The 15,521-nt window shown below is 37.1% G+C and carries 14 protein-coding genes and 1 other annotated feature; of the genes, 11 read left to right on the plus strand and 3 right to left on the minus strand.

All coding sequences use genetic code 11. The annotated features are described in order from the left end of the window. The first annotated feature begins 162 nt into the window (after positions 1–162). Entirely contained in the window at positions 163–2,763 is a 2,601-nt protein-coding gene (gene clpB / locus NSQ08_RS04570) for an ATP-dependent chaperone ClpB (protein WP_340772104.1), read from the plus strand. A gap of 33 nt (positions 2,764–2,796) precedes the next feature. On the opposite strand, the gene NSQ08_RS04575 is transcribed toward clpB, so the two are convergent. Continuing rightward, a complete protein-coding gene (locus tag NSQ08_RS04575; RefSeq protein WP_001211111.1) occupies positions 2,797–2,979 on the minus strand; it encodes a YjzD family protein in 183 nt (60 codons plus the stop codon). Positions 2,980–3,135: 156 nt separating this feature from the next. Here NSQ08_RS04575 and NSQ08_RS04580 point away from each other — a divergent pair, with 156 nt between their 5' ends. The 7 genes from NSQ08_RS04580 to NSQ08_RS04610 all read left to right on the plus strand — a co-directional run bounded on the left by NSQ08_RS04580 (position 3,136) and on the right by NSQ08_RS04610 (position 9,446). Beyond that, positions 3,136–3,870: a hydrolase gene (locus NSQ08_RS04580; protein ID WP_000028694.1), complete on the plus strand. Its 735-nt coding sequence runs from the start codon at positions 3,136–3,138 to the stop codon at positions 3,868–3,870. 29 nt (positions 3,871–3,899) lie between these two features. Beyond that, on the plus strand, positions 3,900–4,772 hold the full coding sequence (locus NSQ08_RS04585) for an NAD-dependent epimerase/dehydratase family protein (RefSeq protein WP_002086991.1): 873 nt from the start codon (positions 3,900–3,902) through the stop codon (positions 4,770–4,772). Positions 4,773–4,836: 64 nt separating this feature from the next. After that, entirely contained in the window at positions 4,837–5,013 is a 177-nt protein-coding gene (locus NSQ08_RS04590; protein WP_002011319.1) for a ComZ family protein, read from the plus strand. A 435-nt stretch (positions 5,014–5,448) separates the two neighbouring features. Further along, positions 5,449–6,381 carry a beta-ketoacyl-ACP synthase III gene (fabH, locus tag NSQ08_RS04595; protein WP_001100550.1) on the plus strand — a complete coding sequence of 311 codons (933 nt, stop codon included), beginning with the start codon at positions 5,449–5,451 and terminating at the stop codon, positions 6,379–6,381. Positions 6,382–6,412: 31 nt separating this feature from the next. Beyond that, positions 6,413–7,651 (plus strand): beta-ketoacyl-ACP synthase II, encoded by a 1,239-nt coding sequence (gene fabF, locus NSQ08_RS04600; RefSeq protein ID WP_061688962.1) that lies wholly within the window; start codon positions 6,413–6,415, stop codon positions 7,649–7,651. A gap of 115 nt (positions 7,652–7,766) precedes the next feature. Continuing rightward, the gene (locus NSQ08_RS04605) at positions 7,767–8,558 is read left to right on the plus strand and encodes a DUF2268 domain-containing protein (protein ID WP_002030365.1); all 792 of its coding nucleotides are present in this window, start codon (positions 7,767–7,769) and stop codon (positions 8,556–8,558) included. Positions 8,559–8,699: 141 nt separating this feature from the next. Next, a complete protein-coding gene (locus NSQ08_RS04610; protein ID WP_002030367.1) occupies positions 8,700–9,446 on the plus strand; it encodes a YjbA family protein in 747 nt (248 codons plus the stop codon). A gap of 264 nt (positions 9,447–9,710) precedes the next feature. On the opposite strand, the gene trpS is transcribed toward NSQ08_RS04610, so the two are convergent. Both trpS and NSQ08_RS04620 read right to left on the minus strand, forming a co-directional pair. Further along, positions 9,711–10,700, minus strand: a complete 990-nt coding sequence (trpS, locus tag NSQ08_RS04615) for a tryptophan--tRNA ligase (protein WP_098635454.1) — start codon at positions 10,698–10,700, stop codon at positions 9,711–9,713. A 74-nt stretch (positions 10,701–10,774) separates the two neighbouring features. Then, positions 10,775–10,992: a binding site (T-box leader), on the minus strand. 105 nt (positions 10,993–11,097) lie between these two features. Then, a complete protein-coding gene (locus NSQ08_RS04620) occupies positions 11,098–11,478 on the minus strand; it encodes a DUF3899 domain-containing protein (RefSeq protein WP_033708890.1) in 381 nt (126 codons plus the stop codon). A 319-nt stretch (positions 11,479–11,797) separates the two neighbouring features. On the opposite strand from NSQ08_RS04620, the gene NSQ08_RS04625 reads away from it, so the two are divergent. From NSQ08_RS04625 to opp3C, 3 genes are all read left to right on the plus strand, one after another. Next, positions 11,798–13,447, plus strand: a complete 1,650-nt coding sequence (locus tag NSQ08_RS04625) for a peptide ABC transporter substrate-binding protein (protein ID WP_340772112.1) — start codon at positions 11,798–11,800, stop codon at positions 13,445–13,447. 126 nt (positions 13,448–13,573) lie between these two features. Further along, positions 13,574–14,503: an oligopeptide ABC transporter permease gene (gene opp3b, locus NSQ08_RS04630; protein ID WP_000534165.1), complete on the plus strand. Its 930-nt coding sequence runs from the start codon at positions 13,574–13,576 to the stop codon at positions 14,501–14,503. Continuing rightward, positions 14,500–15,516 (plus strand): oligopeptide ABC transporter permease, encoded by a 1,017-nt coding sequence (opp3C, locus tag NSQ08_RS04635; protein WP_002086981.1) that lies wholly within the window; start codon positions 14,500–14,502, stop codon positions 15,514–15,516. The genes opp3b and opp3C overlap by 4 nt, the downstream gene beginning before the upstream one ends. Positions 15,517–15,521: the final 5 nt, after the last annotated feature.

Consider the following 15,521-nt stretch of genomic DNA (forward strand, 5'->3'; position numbering starts at 1 on the left):
ATCGTTATTGCGGCTTTTTTGATTAGGAAAATGAATGTTACTTTTTTCTTTTTCCAATAATAAGTTTGAAAATACATAAGCAAAATTATTGTATAAAAAAGTCAGTTGGCGTATAATCAAATCAAAGGTCAAAGAAAGTCAAACATTTGGAGGACTGTAAAGATGGACTTAAATCAAATGACAACGAAAACACAGGAAGCGATTATGAGTGCTCAATCTTTAGCGGTATCTCATCATCATCAAGAAGTAGATACTGTTCATCTATTGCTTACGTTATTAGAGCAGCAAGACGGATTAACGGTACGTATTTTTCAAAAAATGAATGTCGATATAGAAGCGTTAAAAACAGATGTAGAAAGTTTAATTAAGAAAAAGCCTTCTGTAACTGGAAGCGGGGCAGAGGCAGGGAAATTATATGTAACAGGTGCTTTGCAACAACTGCTTGTAAGAGCAGGAAAAGAAGCGGAGAAATTGCAAGATGACTACATTTCAATCGAACATGTATTACTTGCTTTTTCTGAAGAAAAAGGCGATATAAGTCAATTATTCGCAAAATTTTATATTACGAAAGACAACTTATTACAGTCTTTAATGACAGTTCGGGGGAATCAAAGAGTGACTAGTCAAAATCCAGAAGCAACTTATGAAGCGTTAGAAAAATATGGCCGTGATTTAGTGGCTGAAGTAAGAGCAGGGAAAATTGATCCTGTAATTGGCAGAGATAGTGAAATTCGCCGCGTGATCCGCATTCTTTCACGCAAAACGAAAAATAACCCCGTTTTAATCGGAGAGCCAGGTGTTGGTAAAACAGCAATCGTTGAAGGATTAGCGCAGCGTATTGTGAAAAAAGATGTCCCAGAAGGATTAAAAGATAGAACAATTTTCGCTTTAGATATGAGTGCACTTGTGGCCGGAGCAAAATTCCGCGGTGAGTTTGAAGAACGTCTGCAAGCTGTATTAAATGAAATTAAAAAGAGTGAAGGTCGCATTTTATTATTCATTGATGAACTTCATACAATCGTCGGCGCTGGTAAAACAGAAGGAGCGATGGATGCGGGAAATATGTTAAAACCGATGTTAGCGCGTGGTGAACTGCATTGTATCGGGGCAACGACATTAGATGAATACCGTAAATATATTGAGAAAGATCCAGCGTTAGAAAGACGTTTCCAACAAGTGTTAGCAGAAGAGCCAACTGTTGAGGATACAATTTCCATTTTACGTGGTTTAAAAGAGCGTTTTGAAATTTATCACGGTGTAAATATTCATGACCGCGCGATTGTAGCAGCATCTGTTTTATCAGATCGATACATTTCGGATCGCTTCTTACCTGATAAAGCGATTGATCTAGTTGATGAAGCTTGTGCAACAATTCGAACAGAAATTGATTCTATGCCAACAGAACTAGATGAAGTAACGCGCCGCATTATGCAGCTGGAAATTGAAGAAGCTGCTCTTGGGAAAGAAAAGGACTTAGGTAGTCAAGAGCGCCTAAAAACATTGCAACGTGAATTATCGGATTTAAAAGAAGTTGCAAGTAGTATGAGAGCGAAATGGGAGAAAGAAAAAGAAGACATTCATAAAGTGCGTGACTTACGTGAGCATTTAGAGCGCTTGCGCCGTGAGTTAGAAGAAGCAGAAGGAAATTACGATTTAAATAAAGCAGCTGAGCTTCGCCACGGGAAAATTCCAGCTATCGAAAAAGAGTTAAAAGAAGCAGAAGAGATGGGTGCACATAATAAACAAGAGAATCGCTTATTACGCGAGGAAGTAAGTGAAGAAGAAATTGCAGACATTGTTTCAAGGTGGACTGGTATTCCTGTCGCAAAACTCGTTGAAGGTGAACGTGAGAAATTATTACGTCTTGAACAAATTTTATCAGAGCGTGTTATCGGTCAAGAGGAAGCGGTAAGCCTTGTATCAGACGCAGTACTTCGTGCTCGCGCTGGCATTAAAGATCCGAATCGTCCAATTGGTTCATTTATTTTCTTAGGCCCTACGGGTGTTGGTAAAACTGAGCTTGCAAAAACGTTAGCGCAAACACTATTTGACAGTGAAGAGCAAATGATTCGTATCGATATGTCTGAGTATATGGAGAAACACGCAGTGTCACGCTTAATTGGAGCGCCTCCTGGATATGTTGGATATGAAGAAGGTGGTCAATTAACAGAAGCAGTAAGACGTAAACCATATTCTGTTATTTTGTTAGATGAAATCGAAAAAGCACATCCAGAAGTATTCAACATTTTATTACAAATGTTAGACGATGGCCGCATTACAGATTCACAAGGACGTACAGTAGACTTTAAAAATACGGTTATTATTATGACTTCAAATATTGGATCTGCTCACTTATTAGAAGGGCTAGAAGAAGATGGTTCTATTAAAGAAGAGTCAAGAGAACTTGTAATGGGACAATTAAGAGGACATTTCCGACCAGAATTCTTAAACCGTGTCGATGAAATTATTTTATTCAAACCTCTTACAAGGAATGAAATTAAAGGTATTGTTGATAAGATTGTACAAGAATTACAAGGGCGTTTAGCAGATCGCCACATATCATTAGAATTGACGGAATCTGCAAAAGAATTTGTTGTAGAAGCTGGATTCGATCCGCTGTACGGAGCTCGTCCGTTAAAACGATACGTACAGCGTCAAGTTGAGACGAAATTAGCGAGAGAATTAATTGCAGGAGCGATTACTGACAATAGTCACGTAGTGGTTGATGTAGAAAATAACGAATTAGTCGTGCGTATGAAGTAAAAAAAGAGTTCGGATAAAATCCGGACTCTTTTTTTAGTGTTGTTCTACTGGCTCGTTTGGAATCGCAGCTGCAATCGCTAATACTAATACCGCAAGAACAACTGAGAAAATAGACGCTTGGTTAAAATCGTATGTACCGCCAGTCATAGAGCCGATTACGTAGCTCATCATATGTACAAGCGCGAACGACCAAATTAATGCCCAAATGAAACGCATATTTTACACCTCTATTCGTTCAATCTGTCCTTATTGTAACACAATTGAAAAAAGAATATAGAAAAATATTTGTAGATTTTTCAACGCAAATTTGCATTCTGTTCATACATTATAAAAGAGTACTTTTATACGTTTAGAAAATAAGGCGGGGGAAAAATGAGTATTACAGAACGTTTTTTTTACTTAGAAAAAGAACCATGTGTAATTTATTTACCGGAAAAGCCAAATGGATTTTCTGTTATGCTCCTAGGAGATTATAACTATTTTATTGAGAATGGTACAAGTTTATGGACACAGCATGCAGGGAGAGCTTATTTTTTACAGGGCCTTATTGAAAAAGGTTATACAGTCTTTTCATCTAACTTATACGGAAGGCATTGGGGGAACGACCGAGCTGTTCGTCTTGCAAAACGTTTGTATGATGTCGTTCTAAGAAAAGAGACATTGAATGCGAAAATGCACATTATGGCAGATGGTATGGGAGCGCTTGTAGCACTGGAGATGATGAACAAGTACCCGGAATGTATACGTTCTGTCGTTATGTTAAATCCGTGTTTAGATTTACCAGAATATGTGGAGTTTGAGAAAGAGCATAAGTTTTTTTACAAAAGATTAGTGAAGGAATTAAGTTTGGCGTATGATTCCAAAGAAGAAGAATTAGAATCAAAAATAAATAAGAAATCATTTGCGCTTCTGCCGTCTTGTGTACCTGTTAAAATTTTTGTCTCAACACAGGAAAAAAGAGGAAGAAAACAATTGTTACGTAAATACGAGAAAATGAGGCAATTCAATCAATGCGATACTTCTGTTTTATTCCATCTGCAAGATGTGAAATATAAAATGGTTAGACAAACGACTGATTTCTTTAAAAAATATGAAGAAGAATTGTGAAGCTCCCATATACATAAATGAGGAGCTATTTGTTTCAAGGGGAAAGGGTTGGTGGTATGAAACGCGTGCTGATTATAGGTGCACTTACGTTTGTAGGTTATCACCTTGTGAATAAAATGATTGCAGAAGAAGTAGAAGTATATGGTCTTGATTTTGATGAATTTGATAGTATGACAAAAATTAATGAAGAGAAATTATTGTTGATTGGGCGGAATGCGTTATTTACGTACTATTCTATAAGGGATGAAGACGGATGGCGATCGGTAGAGGAAGAGAGTTTCGATACAGTTTATTTTTGCTTGTATGAGCCGAATCAGCAAAGTGGATTTCGGAATGAAAGGGTCATATTACAATATTTAAAACGAATCGTAAGGATGTGTGAAAAAAATAAAGTAAAGTTAAATTTAATTTCTTCTATTGAAATAGGAAGCACTGAAGAATCCGAAAACAAACATCTATTTTCGAAAGTGGAAGAAGGGTTGAAAAAAGGCGAATTACAATATAGTGCATATCGAGTTCCTACATTATATGGGCCGTGGCAACCGTCGTTTATGATGTATCATCAGCTTATTTTATCAGAACTTGATGAAAAAGAGTGCCGTTGTATAAATGGAGAAAAAGGAAGTGATTTACTTTACGTTGAAGATGTATGTGAATATTTATGGGAAAATGGAATGAATGTAAAACACCTCGGTATATATAATTTACTTAGTGGAAAAGAAGAGTTATGGGAAAAGGGTATGAGTCTTTTACATGCAGATGATAAAGTAAATAACAAAAATGTGGAAGTAAGAGATGAAGCTGTAGAGGTTATTTCTATTCAAAAAAATACACCAGTAGAATTCGGTTTAAATAAACAATTGGCACATATGAAAAAATATAAAGAGTTATACGAAGGGTAGCATGCGTGTTACACTATTGTATGGATAATTGATTGAAAAGCTTTAATGGAGAGGAAGAGATTACATGAACGAAAAAAGTATGCAATTTTTACAAATCGCAATGAAGCATTTACCAGAAGCAAAGGCAATTTTAGATTCTAATGGAATTGCACTTGATATGGAGAAAGCACAGCCGGTGTTAGAGCTATTGATGAAAGTAATGGGCGAAGCATATGAGCTTGGGAAAGCAGATAAAGAATAAAACCAAACCCTTCTTTTTTGATGGAAGAGAGGCTCGAGCCGTGGATAGAAGCGGTTGGGGCCTTTTTTTGTTTCGAGTGGAGTGAAACCTGAGGGATGATGAGGCTAAAGGGGAAGGTTATGAGGAGAAGGTCTTAGTTTTGAAGGGAAAGCAGATAAAGAATAAAACCAAACCCTTCTTTTTTGATGGGAGAGAGGCTCGAGCTGTGGATAGAAGCGGAAAGGGCTTTTTTTGTTTCGAGCGGAGTAAGGTCAAAAGTATTGGGAAGTTTATCTTTTGAAAGGATAGGAATTTTTCTGTTTCTTTTAATGAAAAATAAAGTTAGTAATACGCTGTCTTATTTTTTTAGCTGAAATATATTCTAGACAAAAGTACATTTATGTTTTAAAATTAGTACCAAGTCATAATAATTGATATAAAACGGAGGGCTGCGATGTGAACGTGGGCATTTTAGGGATCGGAAGATATGTGCCAGAAAAAGTAGTCACAAATCACGATTTAGAGAAAATCGTAGATACATCTGATGAATGGATTCGTACGAGAACGGGAATTGCAGAAAGACGCATTGCCGATGATACAATAGATACTTCATATATGGCGGTAGAGGCTTCTAAAAAAGCACTTGAAGATGCCGGGATTAGCGGAGAGGATATCGATCTTATTTTAGTGGCAACAGTAACGCCAGATCGCGCATTCCCAGCAGTAGCTTGTGTAATCCAAGAAGCAATTGGCGCAAAACACGCAGCCGCAATGGATTTAAGTGCAGCGTGTGCTGGCTTTATGTACGGAATGATTACAGCGCAGCAATTTATTCAAACGGGAACTTATAAAAATGTATTAGTAGTTGGTAGTGACAAACTATCTAAAATTGTAGACTGGAACGATCGAAATACAGCAGTACTATTTGGGGACGGAGCAGGTGCTATCGTAATGGGAGCTGTTTCGGAAGGGAAAGGTGTACTTTCTTTTGAATTAGGAGCGGACGGAAGTGGCGGTAAGCATCTTTATCAAGACGAGTATGTTATGATGAACGGCAGAGAAGTCTTTAAATTTGCTGTTCGCCAACTTGGTGATTCCTGTCTTCGCGTGTTAGAAAAAGCGGGACTTACGAAAGAGGATGTGGACTTCTTAGTACCACATCAAGCGAATATTCGTATTATGGAATCTGCAAGAGAAAGATTAAATTTACCGAAAGAAAAAATGAGTATGACAATTGAAAAGTTCGGTAATACATCGGCTTCTTCAATTCCAATTGCAATGGTAGAGGAATTGCAAAATGGACGTATTCAAGATGGTGATTTAATTATACTAGTCGGTTTTGGCGGCGGGTTAACATGGGGAGCAGTAGCTCTTCGTTGGGGTAAATAAGGACTGAGAGAAAAAAAGGAGTGTATTTTGTATGGAAAAAAAGAGGGTCGTAATTACAGGGCTAGGAGCTGTTACACCGATCGGAACAGATGTTGAAACAGCTTGGGAAAACATTAAAAACGGTGTATCCGGAATCGGACGACTTACAAGAATAGATTCAGAACAAATTCCTGCAAAAGTAGCAGCAGAAATTAACGACTTTGAAGTCGAAAAATATATAGATAAAAAAGAAGCGCGCCGTATGGACCGCTTTACGCAATATGCAGTAGCAGCAGCGAAAATGGCAGTTGCAGATGCGAAGCTTGAAATTACAGAAGAAAATGCACCACGCATTGGTGTATGGGTTGGTTCTGGTATTGGTGGTATGGAAACATACGAAGAACAATTTAAGATTTTTGCTGAAAAAGGTCCGCGCCGCGTGAGCCCATTCTTCGTACCAATGATGATTCCAGATATGGCAGCAGGTCAAGTGTCAATCGCTACAGGAGCGAAAGGAATTAATACTTGCTCTGTAACAGCTTGTGCATCTGGAGCAAACTCAATTGGTGATGCGTTTAAAGTAATCCAGCGCGGTGATGCTGATGCGATGATAACAGGCGGAGCAGAAGCGCCATTAACAAGTATGGCATTCGCTGGGTTTAGCTCAGCGAAAGCATTAACATTCAATGAAGATCCAGCAACGGCTTGCCGCCCATTCGATAAAAATCGTAGCGGTTTCGTAATGGGTGAAGGATCAGGAATTCTTATTCTTGAAGAATTAGAGCACGCATTAGCACGTGGTGCTCACATTTATGCGGAAATTGCTGGTTATGGTGCAACTGGTGATGCGTTCCATATTACAATGCCTGCTCCTGGCGGTGAAGGCGGAGTTCGTGCGATGCGTCAAGCTTTAGCTGATGCAGGTCTAGAGCCAAAAGATATTGATTACATTAATGCACATGGTACAAGTACAGATGCAAATGAAAAGTATGAAACAATGGCAATTAAAGAAACTTTCGGTGAGCATGCATATAAAGTAGCGATTAGCTCAACGAAATCAATGACAGGTCATTTATTAGGAGCAGCTGGTGCTGTTGAAGCGATCTTCTCTATTAAATCAATTACAGACGGAGTAATTCCTCCGACGATTAACTATGAAACACCAGATCCAGAATGTGATTTAGATTACGTACCAAATACAGCGAGGCATCAAGAAGTGCGAGCTGTATTAAGTAATTCATTAGGATTCGGTGGTCATAACGCAGTATTAGTATTTAAAGCATATAAATAATCTGTACCATAAGGTGTCTTTTCGTAAAGTATTACGAAAAGACACCTTATTTATTTTTTATCACCTTTACGTTCTTTTCTTTTTTGCATATACATAAGAAAAGGAGGGATGAAGGTTGGGGGTTGTTGAAACGGCAGAATGGTTACATCTGTATTATGGACGTCCAGAGAAGCTTTGTGAGAAATTTACAAAGTATATTCCATTGCCAAAAGAGAGACTGTATCGCTTTTTAATCTCTAAAGGTATGTATCGCCCAGTAATGCGGGGGGAGCAGGAAATTAAAGAGTTAGAGAAGAAAGAAATTTGGAAAGAACTTAGCATGGAGTATGAAAAATTGAAAGGTTGGCTAAAAGGTCCAGATGTCCCTATCTTTATTTTATTATCAGATTCATACAATCGAACTGTACAAGAGGAATATAACGGGAAGGCTGGCTTATCTATGCGTCACGTTATTTTCTTATTCGTATGTGGACGTAATTCAGTAGAGGAACTAAAAGCTTTATTAACGCATGAATACCATCATATATGTAGGTTACATCAAATTGAGACGAAAGAAACAGAGTATACATTACTTGATACGATGATTATGGAAGGGTTAGCTGAGCAAGCTGTGTATGAAAGGTATACAGAAAAAAGATGTGCACCGTGGACTACTTACATTTCAAAAGAAGATGCTATTTATTATTGGAGGAATTCAATACAAGAACGAATAGGTGTAAAGAGAGGTACGAGGGAGCATGATGTTTTATTAAATGGACTGCACTCGTATCCGAAAATGCTTGGCTATGCACTTGGATTTCATATTGTGAAAGATTGTGTAGCATTTGAAGGAGAAAATACACTTTCTTTATTATCTATAGATGCGAAAGAAATATTGAATAAAGCAAATACATTTCATGTTTCATGAAAAACAGGGGAGCTATCTCCTGTTTTTTTTATATTATAGAAGAAAAAATAATAATTAGAATATATTTCCTCAAGTGGAATAAAGTTAAGCGAAACTGAACATAATGATTGGTACAAACAGTAGTGAAGTGAGGGGTAGTGAATGTTATATCTACATGATGTATGGGTAAATTGGTTTGAAGGTGAAGAGAATGGGTATAACGTTTGTCATTTTTACGAATGGCGGAAAGATGATACGATTGAGCTATTAGATCAAGTGCCATTATTAAAAGTAGATGCCACATTATATCATTACATCGAGAACGAATTATTAGAGCTTCCGCAAAAATTATTGGAAGACGTATATCATAAGGCTTATATTCGTAAAAATCACGAACGTTTGCAACAAGAATATTGTTTTGTAGTTACAGATGGAAAAGGAATTATTGCGATTGATTCAATCGGCTATAATGTGCCAATTAGAAAAAGTAGGCTTATACCGCGTCAAGAACAGATGGTATATGAGATGGTAGAGAATGTGCAAGCAGAAAAGTATGAGTTCCAAGTGGAAGAGATTGAAAAAGAACATCATATTTTATCACCGTCGCCTTTCATTATGAACGGCCTAACTCGTAAAGAAAGACAGTTAAAACAATTATTATTTATGGCATTAGATCAATTACATACAACGAAAAATCCAGCTGAAATTCGCTATTGGTTCACAGAGTGGGATCCATCAGCGTACGGAATGGTCCAACATATGGAGTTTGAAGATGTTTGGGCTAAACTTTATGATGAAGCGAAAACTGGATGGTCTGAGAAGCACGAGCAATTATGTGAGCGCCTTGTAAAAGGACAGCCGTTTTTTGAAAAGTTATGGGAAATGGAAAATGAGCAGAAGGTAAATTAAAAAAACCGCCAATTGGCGGTTTTTTTTATGGAGGTGACAAGAATGTTCGGTGGCTTCGCGCCTTCCTGCGAGGCAAAAAGCGCCTCTACGTCAGGAGCTCCATCCCCCTCACATTCTGAGCGAGCAGCTTCCGCTTTATAAGAAATCCAGCTCCGGATCCTAGCCCTTCGCGTCTAAGGTTCTTTCCCACGAGAAGGTAAAAAGCACCTTCTGTGGGAAAGAACCTTAGACGTCAGGGCTGAGCAGTCGCCTCCGCTTTATAAGTTACCTACGTTTTCTACTTAATCCCATTGCGTTTTCTACTTTGCGTAGTTGTTTGAATGCAACGTGGTTCGCTTTTTCGGCACCTTTGTCTAGAATTTCGTCTAGTTCTGGTGAGTTGATTAGTTCGTTATATTTGTCTTGGATTGGACGAATTGCTTCTACGACTACGTGTGCTAGGTCGCCTTTGAAATCGCCGTATCCTTTTCCTTCGTACATTGCTTCTATTTCTTCAACTGTCTTTCCAGAGAATGAAGAGTAGATTGTTAATAAGTTAGAGATTCCAGGTTTGTTTTCTTTATCAAATTTCACGATACCTTCTGAATCAGTTACAGCACTTTTAATTTTCTTTTCAATTGTTTTTGGTTCATCAAGCATACTGATCATTGCTTTTGGATTCGGATCAGATTTACTCATTTTTTTCGTAGGTTCTGTTAATGACATAACGCGAGCTCCTACTTTTGGAATACGAATTTCAGGAACAGTGAACACTTCACGGAAGCGTTTGTTGAAACGCTCTGCTAGGTCGCGTGTTAATTCCATATGTTGTTTTTGATCATCACCAACAGGTACGATTTCAGTGTTGTAAAGTAAAATATCAGCAGCCATTAATGGTGGATACGTTAGTAATCCAGCTGGAACTGAATCTCTACCAGAAGATTTATCTTTATATTGCGTCATACGCTCCAATTCTCCAACGTAAGCAACTGATTGCATAATCCATCCTAGTTGAGCGTGTGCTGGTACTTCTGATTGTACAAATAAAGTAGCTTTTTCAGGATCGATGCCGCATGCTACATAAAGTGCAGCAAGACTGCGAATGTTTTTACGAAGTTGTACGGGATCTTGAGGTACTGTAATCGCATGTTGGTTTACAATACAGAAATAACAGTCGTGTTCATTTTGAAGCTCTGTAAATTGCTTCATAGCTCCTAAATAGTTTCCAAGTGTAATTGTTCCGCTTGGCTGAATACCAGAAAAGATAACTGACATAAGTAATTCCTCCTAAAATTGAATGTGCGATGGGGAAGAGAAGGCATACAAAAAAGCCCATTCATCCCAAATTACATAGGGACGAATGGACCGCGGTACCACCCTAATTATTTCACAGCTGTGAAATCTCTCAAGATCCATAATAACGTCTGGATATAACGCCAAAGCCTACTACTTTCGGTTCGGTTTGGTGCTCAAAAGCCCATTCCATACTGTACAATTACTTGTTCACACCAGCCACAAGCTCTCTGAAATTGCCCCAATATGTACTCTTCTTTATCATCGCATACATATAAATTTATTTATTGTTACCTAAGCTCTTTTAATATGAAAGAACTAAAGTTTTATAACAAAATGTTTTGCTGATTATTATATCATATGGGATAGTGTTTGCAAACTACATCAAAATAGTAAAGCTAATGAGGATCGAGAACAATCCAAGTACGATACCGGTAATACAAATCGGATACGTCCATTTGAATGAATATGTTTTATAAATACGTTCTTTCTTATCGATAGGTTCCTCTGCTTCTTCAATTAAAGAGTCAATTTTTTTATTCGTACCAAATACTCTTTGGAATGCGTAAATTGTTACGTTAAAAAATCCGTTTTGAAATATGAATAAAAAACCACCTATAAGAATAAAAACCAATGCAATATAGAATGAGATGTTGACAAAATTCAACAAAAAATGAGATGAAACGAGGAATGCGCCCACACTAGAAGCGATTATCGCAACCAAAAATAGTATACAAGTATGAAAAAAAACTTTATTCAAAATATTCCCCTCCGTCAAAATATTACTAGAATTATTATACTATAAAAGTTATAATAAGTAATATAAATAATTTTTTGAAAATTATACGCAATTGAGGTTCTAATTTCAAGATGATGGTAGCAATGTTAACGTATCCCTTTACGAAAAATTAAAAATATAAACATTTTATTAAAAATTTTAACAAAAAAACAAAAAACTATATTCACAATCGTCATATTATATGTATAATGAAAATTGTAGAAACTTGGAGATTATTCTTTCAATTCTACTTTTCTACAAGTGAGGGTACAGTAAGTGCAATTAGGGGAGGCAACACAACATGAAGAAAAAGATACCGTTATTACTTGCATCAACTTTAACGGCAAGTATGTTGCTTGGCGCGTGTAGCTACCAGAAAGAGGACGCTAAAGCAAAAGAAAACACTACTAGTAGTAGTAACGGAAAACAGATTCTTAATTTAACAGAGTTATCTGAAATTCCATCAATGGATGCATCGTTAGCATCAGATTCTGCATCTTCAACAGCATTAAATAATACGATGGAAGGTTTATATCGTACTGGCAAAGATCAAAAGAGAATGCCTGGGATTGCTGAAGATGTCCAAAAGCTAGATGATGGGAAGAAATACATATTTAAGTTAAGAAAAGATGCGAAATGGTCGAATGGGGAACCTGTAACAGCGAAAGACTTTGTGTATTCATGGAAAAGAGCAGTAAATCCAGATACAAAAGCGACGTATTCATACATTATGTTCGATATTAAAAATGCAGAAAAAATTCATAAAAAAGAATTACCTGCTGACCAATTAGGTGTAAAGGCGATTGATGATTATACATTAGAAGTGGAATTAGACAATCCCGTTCCTTACTTTATTGATTTAACGGTTTATCCAGTGTTCTACCCACTAAATGAGAACTTTGTGAAATCACAAGGTGATAAGTTTGGTTTAGAGGCAAATACAACATTATATAACGGGCCATTCGTTATGAGTGATTGGAAACATGAACAAAGCTTCCAATTTAAGAAGAACCCATCATATTGGGATAACAAGACGGTTAAAATCGAAGAAATAAATTTCAATATTGTGAAAAATACATCGACTGATGTAAATTTATATGAGACAAATTCGATTGATCGTGCGGCTCTAACATCGGAATTTGTTGATAAATTTAGACAAACTCCAGAGTTCCAAACACGAAAAGAAGCTGGAGTTGCCTACTTAAGATTTAATCAAAATAATAAGTATTTGAGTAATAAAAACTTAAGAAAAGCAATTTCAATGTCCTTTGACCGTGATAACATTGCAAAAGTTATTTTAAACAACGGCGCAATCGGTGCTTACGGATTTGTTGGAAAAGATTTCGCTGAAGGTCCGAATAAAAAAGACTTCCGTGCTGAAAATGGAAATCTAGTTGAAACGGATTCAAAAGAAGCGAAAAAACTTTGGGAAACAGCAAAGAAAGAGCTTGGCACTGATAAAATTGAACTAGAATTCTTAAGCTTTGATAATGAAGATGCGAAAAAAATTGGCGAATTCTTAAAAGGTGAGATGGAAAAGAACTTACCTGGTTTAACGATCAAAATTAAACAGCAGCCATTCGCACAAAAAAATAAGTTAGAAGACTCTCAAGAATATGATATGGCGTTTGGTATTTGGGGTCCAGACTTCCCAGATCCAGTTTCATATTTAGATATGTTTGTTACGAATGGTTCACAAAATAAAACAGGATATTCTAATCCGAAATATGATGAGCTAATTCTAAAAGCAAAAACAGATACAAAAGATTTACAAGCTCGCTGGAACAACCTTTTAGAAGTAGAGAAAATATTAATTAAAGAGGATGCAGTTATTACTCCGATCTTCCAAAAAGGTTCAGCATATGTGGTAAAAGGTGCCGTAAAAGATATTATCCCAATTAACTATGGTGGTAGATTAACTTACAAATGGGCATCTGTTGAACAAAAATAATCTTTTTTCCATCGTTTACAAGGGTATATGCCTATGATGGGCATATGCTCTTATTTTAAAAAAATAAAAGTAAGAATATTTTAAACTATCTTATTGCTTTTGAGAAAAACGGGGAGGTGCTTGACTATGGGACGTTATGTATTAAAACGTTTCGTGTACATGGCTTTGACATTATTTTTAATTACTACACTGACTTTCTTTTTGATGAAATTACTACCGGGTTCTCCGCTTAAAAACCAGGAGAAGCTATCACCGGCACAAAAAGAAATCATTCTTGAAAAATATGGATTAAATGATCCAGTACCAGTTCAATATGCACGTTACTTAGGTAACTTAGCAAAAGGTGATTTAGGGGTATCATTCCAATATGATAACCGCCCAGTAACAGATATGATTGTGGATCGTATTGGACCATCAGCACAACTTGGTTTACAAGCGATTATATTAGGAACATTTATCGGTTTAATTTTAGGAATCGTTGCGGCGCTTCGTAACAATACGTGGGTCGATTATGGGGCGACAATTATTTCCGTACTCGGGATGTCGGTGCCCTCATTCGTATTCGCCGCATTACTACAATATTTCGTAGGGGTAAAACTTGGTTGGTTCCCAGTAGCATTCTGGAAAGGACCGGAGTTTACAGTAATGCCTACAATTGCCTTATCGATGGCAGTTATCGCAACAATCGCACGTTTCGCTCGTGCAGAGTTAATTGAGGTTATGCAAGCAGACTACATTTTAACAGCGAAAGCGAAAGGAATTAGCCAAGGCGTTATCATTATCAAGCACGCACTGCGTAACGCATTAATTCCAGTTGTAACAATTTTAGGACCAATGGTTGCAGGATTAATTACAGGGACACTAGTTATTGAGCAAATTTACGCTGTACCTGGACTTGGGGAACAATTCGTTAAATCGATTACAGTGAATGACTATACAGTTATTATGGGAACTACAATTTTCTATAGTGCGATCTTCATCTTAGTTATTTTCATTGTCGATATTTTATACGGAATTATTGATCCTCGTATTCGTTTAGCGGGAGGGAAAAAATGATGAAAGATGTACAAAAATTATCTCCAGATTTATTTCAACCAGCCAATCAGAGTAATGTTGATAATGAAGTCATTGCCCGTCCAAGCTTAACGTTTTGGCAAGATGTAAGAAGACGTTTGTTCCAACATAAAGGTGCAATGTTTGGTTTCGTATTATTAATGCTTATTGTACTACTAGCAATTTTAGGACCGATGGTAAGTAAGCATTCTTATAAAGAGCAGGATTTAGGTCGTGCGAAAATGCCACCGAAAATTCCAGTGATTGAAAATGTTCATTGGCTACCATTTGACGGTACAGATCAATATGGTGTTGACCAATATGAAAAACGTGATATTAAAGAGTACTTCTGGTTTGGTACAGATGATCTTGGCCGTGATTTATGGACAAGAACATGGGAAGGTACACGAGTATCATTATATATCGCTCTTTTAGCAGCAGCGATTGACTTAGTAATTGGGGTTGCATACGGAGGTATTTCAGCCTTCTATGGCGGCAGAGTAGATAATATTATGCAACGTATTATGGAGATCATTAACGGTATTCCATACTTAATCATCGTTATTTTAATGGTAATCATTATGGGATCAGGTATTTGGTCAATTACACTTGCGATGGCAATTACAGGTTGGATAGGGATGTCGCGTATCGTTCGTGGACAGATCCTAAAATTAAAAAACCAAGAATATGTATTAGCATCTCGTACATTAGGGGCAACGAATACACAGTTAATTGTGAAGCACTTAATTCCGAACGTAATGGGACCAATTATCGTAATGACAATGTTTACAATTCCAACAGCGGTATTTGGTGAAGCATTCTTAAGCTTCATCGGACTAGGTATTCAGCCACCATTCGCATCACTTGGTTCTCTTGTAAATGATGGTTATAAATCAATTCAAACGTATCCACATATGATGTTCATCCCAGCGGTTGTCATCAGTATGTTAATCTTAGCATTCAACTTAATTGCAGACGGATTACGCGACGCGTTAGATCCAAAAATGCGTAAGTAAAAGAG

Source organism: Bacillus sp. FSL E2-8887 (assembly GCF_038007205.1).
Classification (GTDB): Bacteria; Bacillota; Bacilli; order Bacillales; family Bacillaceae_G; genus Bacillus_A; species Bacillus_A mycoides.

What these genes read in the sequence shown, in the direction of transcription:
- clpB (WP_340772104.1), top strand. Translation starts at nt 163, where the DNA reads ATGGACTTAAATCAAATGACAACGAAAACACAGGAAGCGATTATGAGT.
- NSQ08_RS04575 (WP_001211111.1), bottom strand. Translation starts at nt 2,979, where the DNA reads ATGCGTTTCATTTGGGCATTAATTTGGTCGTTCGCGCTTGTACATATG.
- NSQ08_RS04580 (WP_000028694.1), top strand. Translation starts at nt 3,136, where the DNA reads ATGAGTATTACAGAACGTTTTTTTTACTTAGAAAAAGAACCATGTGTA.
- NSQ08_RS04590 (WP_002011319.1), top strand. Translation starts at nt 4,837, where the DNA reads ATGAACGAAAAAAGTATGCAATTTTTACAAATCGCAATGAAGCATTTA.
- fabF (WP_061688962.1), top strand. Translation starts at nt 6,413, where the DNA reads ATGGAAAAAAAGAGGGTCGTAATTACAGGGCTAGGAGCTGTTACACCG.
- NSQ08_RS04610 (WP_002030367.1), top strand. Translation starts at nt 8,700, where the DNA reads ATGTTATATCTACATGATGTATGGGTAAATTGGTTTGAAGGTGAAGAG.
- trpS (WP_098635454.1), bottom strand. Translation starts at nt 10,700, where the DNA reads ATGTCAGTTATCTTTTCTGGTATTCAGCCAAGCGGAACAATTACACTT.
- NSQ08_RS04625 (WP_340772112.1), top strand. Translation starts at nt 11,798, where the DNA reads ATGAAGAAAAAGATACCGTTATTACTTGCATCAACTTTAACGGCAAGT.
- opp3b (WP_000534165.1), top strand. Translation starts at nt 13,574, where the DNA reads ATGGGACGTTATGTATTAAAACGTTTCGTGTACATGGCTTTGACATTA.
- opp3C (WP_002086981.1), top strand. Translation starts at nt 14,500, where the DNA reads ATGATGAAAGATGTACAAAAATTATCTCCAGATTTATTTCAACCAGCC.